This is a genomic window from Oceanicoccus sagamiensis (assembly GCF_002117105.1).
Lineage (GTDB): Bacteria > Pseudomonadota > Gammaproteobacteria > Pseudomonadales > Dasaniaceae > Oceanicoccus > Oceanicoccus sagamiensis.
Window position 1 is genome coordinate 2,071,229 of sequence record NZ_CP019343.1, and the last position, 11,524, is coordinate 2,082,752.

Annotated in this window: 7 protein-coding genes and 1 riboswitch; of the genes, 1 reads left to right on the plus strand and 6 read right to left on the minus strand. The window is 47.6% G+C overall.

Going from position 1 to position 11,524, the window contains the following annotated elements; genetic code table 11:
• Nucleotides 1–23: 23 nt before the first annotated feature.
• The 5 genes from BST96_RS09495 to nirB all read right to left on the minus strand — a co-directional run bounded on the left by BST96_RS09495 (nucleotide 24) and on the right by nirB (nucleotide 8,162).
• On the minus strand, nucleotides 24–770 hold the full coding sequence (locus tag BST96_RS09495; RefSeq protein WP_085758481.1) for a hypothetical protein: 747 nt from the start codon (nucleotides 768–770) through the stop codon (nucleotides 24–26).
• A 339-nt stretch (nucleotides 771–1,109) separates the two neighbouring features.
• A complete protein-coding gene (locus BST96_RS09500; RefSeq protein WP_085758482.1) occupies nucleotides 1,110–3,008 on the minus strand; it encodes a DmsC/YnfH family molybdoenzyme membrane anchor subunit in 1,899 nt (632 codons plus the stop codon).
• Nucleotides 3,009–3,023: 15 nt separating this feature from the next.
• Nucleotides 3,024–5,237, minus strand: coding sequence for a molybdopterin oxidoreductase family protein (locus tag BST96_RS09505; RefSeq protein ID WP_085758483.1), 2,214 nt, complete (start codon nucleotides 5,235–5,237; stop codon nucleotides 3,024–3,026).
• A 43-nt stretch (nucleotides 5,238–5,280) separates the two neighbouring features.
• Nucleotides 5,281–5,619: a nitrite reductase small subunit NirD gene (nirD, locus tag BST96_RS09510; RefSeq protein ID WP_085758484.1), complete on the minus strand. Its 339-nt coding sequence runs from the start codon at nucleotides 5,617–5,619 to the stop codon at nucleotides 5,281–5,283.
• Between the two features lie 14 nt (nucleotides 5,620–5,633).
• On the minus strand, nucleotides 5,634–8,162 hold the full coding sequence (nirB, locus tag BST96_RS09515; RefSeq protein ID WP_085758485.1) for a nitrite reductase large subunit NirB: 2,529 nt from the start codon (nucleotides 8,160–8,162) through the stop codon (nucleotides 5,634–5,636).
• 365 nt (nucleotides 8,163–8,527) lie between these two features.
• Between nirB and BST96_RS09520 the strand changes: the two genes are divergently transcribed.
• Nucleotides 8,528–9,994 carry a NarK family nitrate/nitrite MFS transporter gene (locus tag BST96_RS09520; RefSeq protein WP_085758486.1) on the plus strand — a complete coding sequence of 489 codons (1,467 nt, stop codon included), beginning with the start codon at nucleotides 8,528–8,530 and terminating at the stop codon, nucleotides 9,992–9,994.
• Between the two features lie 24 nt (nucleotides 9,995–10,018).
• Here BST96_RS09520 and BST96_RS09525 read toward each other — a convergent pair whose 3' ends face one another.
• On the minus strand, nucleotides 10,019–11,218 hold the full coding sequence (locus tag BST96_RS09525) for a pyridoxal-phosphate-dependent aminotransferase family protein (RefSeq protein ID WP_085758487.1): 1,200 nt from the start codon (nucleotides 11,216–11,218) through the stop codon (nucleotides 10,019–10,021).
• A gap of 171 nt (nucleotides 11,219–11,389) precedes the next feature.
• Nucleotides 11,390–11,497, plus strand: a riboswitch (TPP riboswitch).
• Nucleotides 11,498–11,524: the final 27 nt, after the last annotated feature.

The window sequence follows — 11,524 nt, forward strand, 5'->3', positions numbered from 1 at the left end:
TTGAGCGCCTTGCTAGGTCGATTTTAATACTCTTTGCCCGCATTTTTCTCGAACCTGACCTTGTGTTCAAGTAATGGTTCTACTACTTCCTCAGCTCCGAAAGCTCTAGCAACAGCAATATGAGAAATATAGGTTCTATACATGTAGTTCCATAGATCGTCAGTATGCTCTTTCATGCGGGTTGTTCCTTGCATTCCAGTTACATGGAAATGAGCAGGGTTACCGCCGTAAAGATCCATAATATGTGGAGATGCCCCATGTACAAAACCAGAATATGCTTTACTAAGTGTCCTTGTAACTTCCACGCCTCTGCTCTGATCAAACCCGACACCTTCAATGCGAGCCAAGTAGGCTCTTATTTTCTTTCTTGGCACCATAGGTCGTTTTTGATCAGAATCGATTATATTGCCTGATGCATCAATTTCTTCTTCCCAAAATGCATCGAGAAACTTTTGGTGCAGGTCGGTAATTGTGTCGTTAGTAACGGCATAGACTAAAAACATGATGTCTTCATTAGTTTCATCGATTGCTCTATGTAGTATCGATTGTTCTTGAAGAAAACTATTATTCAAAAGAACTTGAGCCGCACGAACCAAACTTTGCGCCCGAGCTAGCTTTTGAATCATTGCCTCATATATGTTCTTTTCCTTAAATCTAAACGCTTCTCCGAACGAAAGATTTACGAGATCAGGTTTAGATGCCATGCCCTGCTCAAGTGCTTTATAAGCATGTTCCATGAGATAAAGCATTTCATTGAAATCTTCGTACATGTAGAGGCCTAACATTTATATTTAGCGCGTGCGCATTATGCTGATCTGGATAATGCTATAGATTCGCAGAAACAGATATATTTAAAAGAAAAGTAAGCAAAGAAAAAATCCCTATCGCTGATAATACGCATGCGTGTTAACTATTATGTCAATGCGCAATATCCTGATGCGCCTATTGACAATGCTGCTGATTCTGCACGAATTATTATTGTAGTGCCAGAGCAAAGCACACATTTGTTGTTATATATCACGCCCTTTGCATTTTGTGGGATGAAGAGTTTTTTGTAATCTTATTTGCTTTGAAATTTTTGGTTTAATAAATTAAGCCCGACTCCTGCCTCAATGCAACGGCGCGACCCCAACCTGAGGCATATCCGCCAACCCAATATCCCTAGCATGCTGCTCAAACCCTTTATTCTTCCAGAAAAACGCCCCGGGCATAGTGGTCGGCACCACCAATACATAAAACAATGCCCGACCTATCAGCGCAGTAACCACAATAGAACCCAACAAGGCAGTCCATAACATCAGGCTAGCAACATTATCGCTAGCCCAAAGACATAAACCTATAGCCGCTAAAAGATTCAACCCCATCAAACCATTCCGCAACAAATAAGTTTTCCCAAACGTACTTCGCTGAATATAGTGAGACGCCGCCCCTTCATGGTCCGCAGCACTTAAGTCTTTATGATGAAAACTCAGCCCAATACCTTCAAGCGCAATGCCGATAGCCATAAAACCACCCAGCAGGCTTAGCAGTGAAGCGGGGGATTGGTTTAGCCATAACAGTACCGGGGTTGCGATAACAGCAATCACCACCGCGCCAAGGGTTAGCATAGAACCGGCAAAGCTGGTGGCGGTTTGCCAGTGGTTCCAGAATGGGCGGGCTTTGATGCGGTAGCAGCGGTACATATAGTAAAGGGCGATGATGCCTGCGGGGATGGCCAGTGCGCCAAAGACGGTGGCGGTGATGGCGGCAAGGGTGGTGAATTCGCTGAGTGCTGGGACCAGGTTCATTACAAAATTATTAGCCGGTAGTGAGGCCAGCATATGAAAACCAACGCAGGCCATAAAGACGACTATGCCTAAACCCTCTCTGGCTACGGGGGAGTGGCGGAGGTTATTAAAGCCTCGATAAAAACGCATGGGTTTGCCTAGGTGTACGGTGGACATTAATAGGCCGATAGCAATCATGCCTAGGGCTGCGACTAATAAGGGAATATAGAGATCTGTGGCAACAATAGCGGCAAGGGGTTTTACGCCTAACAGGTTGCCGATAAACAGGCTGATAAATAAACCTACCGCAGCCTGGGTGCTTAGGGTAAATAAGACTAGAGGATTTTCCCGGCTGCTTAGGCGGCCAAGGTTCCAGGATTTTTTCTCACCGACTTTTTTATCGACGACGGGTTTGTAGTGGCCAGCCTTTTCGTCTTTTTGGTATTTCACCGGCATGGAGTCGGTGCGGGTGACTTCCTTGGGTAGGTTTTTGGTTTGTTCAAAGCGGATATTGGGCTTTGAGATGTCCGGGTCCGGGAAGCCGGGGATTCGGGTGTCGATATGGTCGCGGTTTTCCGGGGTGTTTTCGACCACGCCAAAGTTTAGGGCGTTGCCTAAGCAGGCGGAGACACAGGCTGGCTTTAGGCCGACTTCCAAGCGGTCTACACACATATTGCATTTTTCTACTTGGCCGGCGACGGGGTCTAGTTGGGGTGCGTTGTAGGGGCATACCCAGGTGCAATAGCCGCAGCCAAAGCAAATATCCGGGTCCTGGATGACGGCGCCGTATTCTTCGTGTTTGGTATAGGCGCGGGTAGGGCAGCCTTTTAGGCAGACCGGGTCGTCGCAGTGATTACAGGCCATGGAAATATTCATGCGCTGGTAATCAGGGAAGGTGCCGCCTTCTACATAGCCGACGGAACGAAAGCTGATATGGGCCGGTAAATCATTTTTTTCACTACAGGCGGATTCGCAAGCATGGCAGCCAATGCAGTTATCGGCGGTAAAGTGAAACGCATGTTGTTTGTTGCGGTTGGGGTTAAAGCCGATTTCATCTACGCCATTAATATTCAGGCTTTGCGTTTCTTCCAGTTGCACCAGTTCAATCAGGTTGCCATAGCGGTTATGGGTATCGTTTTCGATATCTTTGAGTTTGGCATACTCGGGCTCGTTGTCCCGCAGGGGGAAGATGGATTCCGAGTCACGCTTTTTGGCAATGGGGTCGAATAGTTCAACAGTCATAATAGTCTTCTGTTTTTAAAAGGCGCGGTTGGCAACGTTAAGCTCGGCGGCGGCTTGCTGGTCGGTTTTTTCTACTCTTACGGCGGCTTGTTTAAAAGCGGGCTGGCGAGAGTGTGGGTCTAGTAAGCCGAGGGATAAACGATTAACACAGTCGTGATAATGAAATGGGATAAACACCATATCTTTAGGTACGCGTTGAGTTAGTTGCGCCATAACGACCGCATCACCCCGGGGGGAGACCAGTTTTACATATTCCATATTTTCTATGCCCAGTTGGTGGGCGGCGTCCGGGTTGATTTCCATATAGGGTGTGGGACTAAATTTATTGCAGTTGCCCACTTTGCCGGTACGGGTGCGGGTATGGAAGTGTTCAACCACGCGGCCGCTATTGAGCCAGAAGGGAAATTCTGCGCTGGGCTTTTCGTTATTGTCGTTAAAGGGCAGGGCTAACAGTTTGGCTTTGCCGTCGGGGTATTGGAATACGCCGTCGGTATAGAGTCTTTCTGTACCGGTTTCTTCGCCTTCGGCCATGGGCCATTGAATGCCGCGTTGTTCTAGAATTTTTTCGTGGGTCATGCCAGAGATATTAAGCATTCTGGGTTTGCCGTTAGGGCCATTGGTATTGCCCTGTACCCCACGGGATAGCCATTTCATTTCTTCAAACACTTCAGCGCTGTCTTCGGGGAAGGACATTTTTTTAGCGTGGTCCCAGCGTTTGGCCAGTTGGTTAAAAATCCACAGGTCTGGTTTGGAATTGGCCAGTGGGGGTTTGACTGGGGTAATGATATTGACGCGGCGCTCGGTATTGGTAAAGCAGCCGGATTTTTCTGCCCAGACGGAGGCGGGGAAAAATACATGGGCATATTGGTTGGCTTCTACATCTTCGTAGGCATCTTGTACTACGCAGAATTCCAGCTTTTCCATAATGCGGCGGATACGACCAGTGTCGGGCATGGAGGTCATAGGATTGGTGGCTACTAGCCAGAGCGCTTTAATTTCTCCGCGTTCAATCGCAGGAAAAATATCCGTCATAAACATCCCACGTTTTTTCGGGAAAAATTCCGGGTCTACATTCCAGAACTGGCCAATTTCGTTGCGGTGTTCTTCATTTTCCAGGGCGCGGTAACCGGGTAAGCCAGAGCAGGAAGACCATTCTCTTGTCCCCATGGCATTACACTGACCAGTAATTGATAGAGAAGTGCTGCCAGGTTTACCGATATTGCCGGTGATTAAATTTAAGTTATTAATGGCACACACCCCGTCGGAGCCGTGGGTGCTTTGGTTAATGCCCATGGTCCAAATGCTCATGGCGGCGCCGGCATTGGCATAGAGTCGGGCAACGTGGCGAATCATATCGGCATCGATGCCGGTAATTTCTGCTGCCATTTCAGGATTGTATTCTTCCACTAATTCGCCAAACTCGGCGGCGCCGTTGCAGCTTTGTTCGATATAGGCGCGGTCTTCTAATTGTTCTTTTAAAATCACATGGGCCAGTGCATTTAATAGTACTAGGTCTGTGCCGGGTGTAATGGGTAGATGAATATCCGCAAACTGGGCAAACATGGTGACGCGGGGGTCAACCACAATAATGGGAAATTTACGTTTTTCTAACGCTTCTTTTAAGCGCCAGTAAATAATGGGGTGTTGTTCAGGGAGGTTGGAGCCAAAGGCTAATAAGCAATTGGTATGCTCAAAATCATCGTAGCAACCAGGCGGGCCATCAGAACCAAAAGACCGTTTATAACCTGAAACGGCTGAGGCCATACACAGTGTGGTATTTCCATCATAGTTATTGGTGCCGATTAAACCGCGGGTTAGTTTGCCTAAGGTATAAAATTCTTCGGTTAGGATTTGACCGGTTGAAACAACGGCGACTGAATCAGGGCCATATTTTTCTTGTATACGTTTAAACTCAGCAGCGGTTTTATCAAAGGCGGTATCCCAATCGGTTTTCTGCCACTCTTCAGATTCATGATTTCTAATCAGCGGATCAGTACCGCGCCCTTTGGCTTCAAAAATGGCCGCTTCTGTTAGCCCTTTAATACACAGCTTACCCTTATTAACCGGTGCATCAGCAACACCTCGTGTAGTCACCGCATTACCGGCTTTATCCAAGCCAACTTCAATCGAGCACCCGGTAGAGCAATAACCACAGGTGGCATATTTCCAGTCAACGACCTTTTTATCAGGTAACTTAATCGGATTCTTTTTACGACGACCAAACAGCATAATAACAACTTAAAGTAGGGTGGATTAAAATCCACCAAAAAAATCACGCAGACAACTGCACCATATTATTCTCAACACGCACCCGATAGGTTTTTAGCTGAGTCGCTTCATCTTCCAAACATTCGCCAGTGGCTAAGCAAAAATGTTGCTTATAAATCGGCGAGGCAACAACAACCCGGTCCGACAGGCTGCCAATAATCCCTCTTGAAAGGACATTGGCTTTAGAAAAGGGATCGTGATTGTTAATGGCATACAGCTCATCGTTACCACTTTTTTGAATACGGAAAATCGCTACTTGCTCGCCTTCCACTAAGGCGCAACGGCCAGCGTTGGGAACAATCGCATCGATATGGCAGATTTCTTTCCAGTTAGATTCAGACATATGTGTTTCTCCAATTAGGCTGTCGCAATTAAATCTTTGCGTTCATTTTCATTAGCGGGGCGTATTTGCTGGCGTTCTTTTACAAATACCACATTGCTATCGCTTTCATCACTGTTAACAAAGTGATCAAAGCGTTTTACTTTTTCAGGGTCTTCAATGGTGGTTTTCCATTCGCACTGGTAGGTGCCAACCACATGGGCCATTTCTGATTCCAGTTCGGCGCAGATGCCGAGTTTGTCATCGATAATAACGGACTGTAGGTATTCCAGACCGCCTTCCATATTGTCCATCCAGACTGAGGTGCGTTGTAAGCGATCAGCGGTGCGGATATAGAACATAAAGAAGCGATCGATATATTGGATTAGGGTGTCGTAATCCAGGTCGGTAGCAAATAGATCGGCGTGACGAGGTTTCATACCGCCGTTACCGCAGACATACATATTAAAGCCGTTTTCAGTGGCGATAATGCCAACGTCTTTGCACTGGGCCTCGGCACATTCACGGGTACAACCCGATACCGCCATTTTTAATTTATGGGGTGAGCGTAAACCTTTATAGCGATCTTCGATTTTGATGGCTGCGCCAACGGAGTCTTGGACACCATAGCGGCACCAGGTAGAACCCACACAGGATTTAACAGTACGTAATGATTTGCCATAGGCGTGGCCAGATTCAAAACCCGCATCAATCAGTTCGCGCCAGATAATCGGTAGTTGTTCTCCGCGTGCGCCAAATAAATCCACACGCTGGCCGCCAGTGATTTTGGTATAGAGGTCATATTTTTTAGCAACCTGACCTAACACAATTAATTTGTCGGGCGTAATTTCACCACCGGCTACACGAGGTACAACGGAGTAAGTGCCGTCCTTTTGCATATTCGCCATAAAATAATCATTGGTGTCTTGCAGTACATGGTGTTTGTCTTCAAGAATATGATCGTTCCAGCAGGTGGCTAATATCGAGGCGGTAGTCGGTTTACAAATATCACAGCCGTGACCGGTACCGTGTTTTTCCAGTAGTTCTTCAAAGCTTTTGATTTTTTCAACACGGACAATGTTGTATAAGTCCTGGCGAGTGTAAGGAAAGTGTTCACACAGGTCGGTATTTACTTCGTAGCCAAGGTTGGTTAATTCGCTATTTAATAGTTGTGTGGTTAATGCAGCACAGCCACCACAGCCAGTTGCTGCTTTAGTGCTGTCTTTTAAGTCGCCCAAGGTGACAGAGCCACCAGCTACAGCACTTACTACATCGGCTTTAGTTACATTGTTACAAGAACAAATCACAGCGTCGTCGGGCAGGGCATCAACACCCAAGGCAAAACCGCCACCATCAACGCTGGGGAGAATCATGCTGTCTGGTTGCTCGGGCAGGTCCATTTTATTTAAGGCAAACTGTAGCAGGTTACTATAGTCTTCGGCATCGCCGACTAAGACGGCACCTAACAGGTGCTTTCTGTCTTTATCGACAACAATCTTTTTATAAACGCCATCGACCTGGTTGATATAGCTATAGGATAAAGAGTCTGGGGTATTACCGTGGGCATCACCTACGGAAGCCACATCTACACCCATCAGTTTTAGTTTGGTACTCATATCGGCACCGCTGAAGGTGCTATCACCTTTCTGGGTAATATGATCCGCCGCTGCCACAGCCATGGTATTGCCTGGGGCAATCAAACCAAAGATGCGTCCACCCCAAAGGGCTACTTCACCAATAGCATAAATATCCGGGTCTGAGGTTTGGCAGTGATCGTTAATCACAATACCGCCGCGCTCACCAATCTCTAATTCAGCTTGGCGACCCAGTTCATCCTGCGGGCGAATACCGGCAGAGAAAACAATTAAATCGGTTTCCAGCTCTTCGCCATCGGCAAAGCACATTTTATGGGTGGCGTTTTCGCCATCAATAATTTGTTGGGTATTTTTTTCGGTATGGACACTTACGCCCAGTTCTTCAATCTTGCCTCGCAGCATAGCGCCGCCGCCATCATCAACCTGTACGGCCATTAAGCGGGGGGCAAATTCTACAACGTGGGTTTTAAGGCCAAGGTCTTTAATCGCTTTAGCCGCTTCAAGTCCCAATAGGCCACCACCAACAACGGTACCGACTTTGGCATTTTGTGATGCAGCGGTAATGGCTTCCAGATCTTCTATGGTGCGATAGACAAAGGTATTGTCACGGTCATGGCCCGGTACTGGGGGTACAAAGGGGAAGGAGCCGGTGGCTAAGATAATTTTATCGTAGGAGGTGACCAGGCCGCGGTCTGAAGTCACGGTTTTATTGCTTCTATCTATAGATACAACTTTTTCATGGTTGCGAATATAGATAGTGTTATTTTCATAAAAGTCTTCCGGCACCATATTCAGGTCGTCGGCATTGCGGGTTTCAAACCATGCAGTTAGGTGCACACGGTCATAGGCGGGGCGGGGCTCTTCACCGAATACGGTGATTTCATAATCACCGGCGCTGCCACTTTCAACCAGTGTCTCTAAAAATTTGTGGCCTACGGGGCCATTACCAATTACTACCAGGCGTGTACTCATGTGACTTCCACTTCTCCATAAAACACCTAAACAGGTGATTTCGACTAACGACTGGAGGGGTAGTTTGCAACCTTTATGCCAGCAGGCTAAAGACGGGTATATGTTGTCATTATTGTTGTCTATGCACTAAATAAAGTCGTTTATTGCTCTGTGGTGCGCCCTGTGCACAGCTTTGGCGCCAAGTGTGTTTTGGGGTTATGGGCATAAATAGGGCGGTATCCCGGTATTGTGCGCCATTGCTGTGCGCAACTGGCCGATTACGCCGTTTAATCGCCCAATTGCAGGATTTACGTGCACCAGTATCGCCTTGGCACAGAGCTTGCTCTTGGCTAATTGTTCTTTTAAGACTGCAATATGGAGTAGCTATGAGCAGCAAGCTAAATATTTTTGAGTTTTCCAATCCCTCAATACGCACTTTGCATATTAGTTGGGTAGCGTTTTTTATTACCTTTCTGGTGTGGTTTAGTCATGCGCCTATGCTGGCTTTTATCAAGGAGGCTTTTGACCTTAGCTCGCAACAGATTAAGGCGCTGCTTATTTTAAATGTGGCGTTGACGATTCCGTCGCGGATTGTGGTGGGGATGCTGGTAGATCGCTTTGGCCCCCGAATTGTATTTAGTGCGTTGCTGTTTACGGGTTCTTTTCTCTGTTGGGGTTTTGCCTTTGCTACCAGCTATGAAATGTTAGCGCTGTTTCGTTTTCTTTGTGGTTTTGTCGGTGCCGGTTTTGTGATTGGTATTCGTTTGGTGGGTGAATGGTTCCCGGCCAAGCAAGTGGGTGTGGCTGAAGGTATTTATGGCGGTTGGGGCAATTTTGGTTCCGCCGCCGGCGCTATGACGTTGCCGACGCTGGCGCTGCTATTTGGCGGTGATGATGGCTGGCGCTATGCCATAGCCCTGACCGGTGCCATTGCTTTTGTGTTTAGCTTTATCTTTTATATTAATGCGCGCAATACGCCCAAAGGTTCTACTTACTTTAAGCCAAAGCGCAGTGGCGGTTTGGAAGTGACTAGCAAGGGCGACTTGTATTTTTATCTGGCGATGAATATTCCTATGTATATTGCTTTGGCTGTATTGGCGTGGAAACTGTCCCCAGAGAATTTAGGTTTATTAAGTGAGTTGGCGACCAATACGCTGTATGTGGTTTTACTGGTGTTGTTTGTATTCCAAACTTCGCAAATCTGGAAGGTGAATAAAGAGCACTTGCAGAAGGGCGTGGCCGAGATTGAAAAATATAAGTTTAAGCAGGTGGCGATTCTTAACTGGTCTTACTTTGTGACTTTTGGTTCTGAGTTGGCGGTGGTGTCGATGTTGCCGTTGTTCTTTATGGATACCTTTGAGCTTAGTGCGGTAACGGCGGGTCTATTAGCCTCCGGATTTGCCTTTATGAATCTGGTCGCTCGCCCCAGCGGTGGTTGGTTAAGTGATAATCTGGGCCGTAAGAAAACCCTGTCGGTATTAATTGCCGGTCTATCGGTAGGTTATTTGGTGTTAAGCCAGATTGATGGCTTGTGGTTTATTCCGTTAGCAGTGGTTGCCACGATGTGTTGTTCTTTCTTTGTTCAGGCGGGCGAGGGTGCTGTATTTGCTATGGTGCCTTTGGTTAAGCGTCGTATGACCGGGCAGGTTGCTGGTATGGCTGGTGCCTACGGTAATGTGGGGGGCGTAACCTTTCTAACGGTCTTGTCCTTTGTGGATGCTTCGACCTTCTTTATGGTGATTGCTGGCTGTGCGGCGCTGTGTTTTATCCTGGTCCAGTTTCTGGATGAGCCCAGCGGCCAGATGGCTGAGGTGATGGCCGATGGGAGTGTGGAGTTAATTGATGTAGCGTGAGGTGGGTGAAAACGGCTTACATCATTAAGCCGTTTTTTGGTTCAGGGCGCTTTCCAGTGCTGCAACCCCTGCGGGCAGGTCCAGTGTCTGCCCTAATGAATTCATACTTGAGCCCAGTGCATGCAGCGTACGGAACAGGTTGTGTGCACGGCATTGCTCACCCATTTGACCAATACGCACAATATCAGGACCAAATGACCCTGAGATTTCTACCCTGTGTATCCCCGACATATGTTTGAGCAGGGCCTTGGCTTCAATGCCCTCAGGGACATTGATACCCACTACAGAGTTCAGCCGGGCAGAGGGTTTAACGTAGAGCGTGAGGCCCAGGGCTTCTACACCTGCTTGCAGTGCTTTAGAGCAACGCAGATGACGCTCAAATCTTACCGACAAGGTTTCGTTGCAGATTAAGCGCAAGGCTTCATGAATGGCTAAGATGCCAGAAACCGGTGCGGTGTAATGATAGGATTTTTTATACCAGAACTGGTCCGCCAGCTTGGCGTCCAGACACCAGTGCCTTAGTTGGTCGGTGCGTGTCGAAATATGTTGCCAGGCCTTATCAGAAAAACCCACCAGTGATACACCCGGAATACAGGATAAGCCTTTCTGGCCGCCGGTAATGACTGCATCGATACCCCATTCATCCATCGCCAATGGCATGGTGCTTAAAGTACACACTGCATCGACAATCACCATGCAGTTATGCTGCTTGGCTAGCGCCGCTATATTGGCGAGTTCGGAGTTGCACACCGTGTTAGACGTTTCACCTTGCACAATGGTTAATATCTGTGGCTTATGCTGTAGTAGCTGTTGCTCAATATCAGTTACAGCCACTTCTTCGCCATCTGCCACGTCCAGACGAATAACGTCAGCTTCCATACGTTCTGACATTTCAGCTAAGCGGTTACTAAAGAAGCCATTACAAACACTGAGCACCTTGCTCTTTGGAACCACTAAATTGGCTACCGCCATTTCCATCGCAGCAGACCCGGGTCCGGCTACACCCAATATATGACCGCTATTAGTTTGAAAAACATAGCGCGACATATTTTTTACCTGATCAATAATCTGCGCCATGGTGTCACCCAAGTGGTTGATCACAATCCCATTGGCCGCCGCTACTCTGGCAGGAATAGGCACAGGGCCTGCCCCCATCATTAAGAGAGGTTCGTCGGGGAGAATGCTATCGAGGGGGACTATGTCTTCAGGTACTGAAATGTGCACGGTGCTTCCTTACAGGATCAATGGGGCATAAATTGGAGCAGCTAATGTAAATCGCTACCGCCTGCAATGCAATGCAATAACTCGCCATAGCAGTAAAAGAGGCCGCATAGTAGCTGAATAAGTGGCGAATAGTGCAGACGGCGGGATGTGACTGGTATATAATCCCGCCCGCAAAAACCTAAGGGGTGGCTTCGGCCTGAGACTTCATATCTAACTATATGATAAACCCTTGAACCTGATCCGGTTAATACCGGCGTAGGAATAGGTGATCTTACTACCGATCTTCACGTCGCTACACCCGGGTCT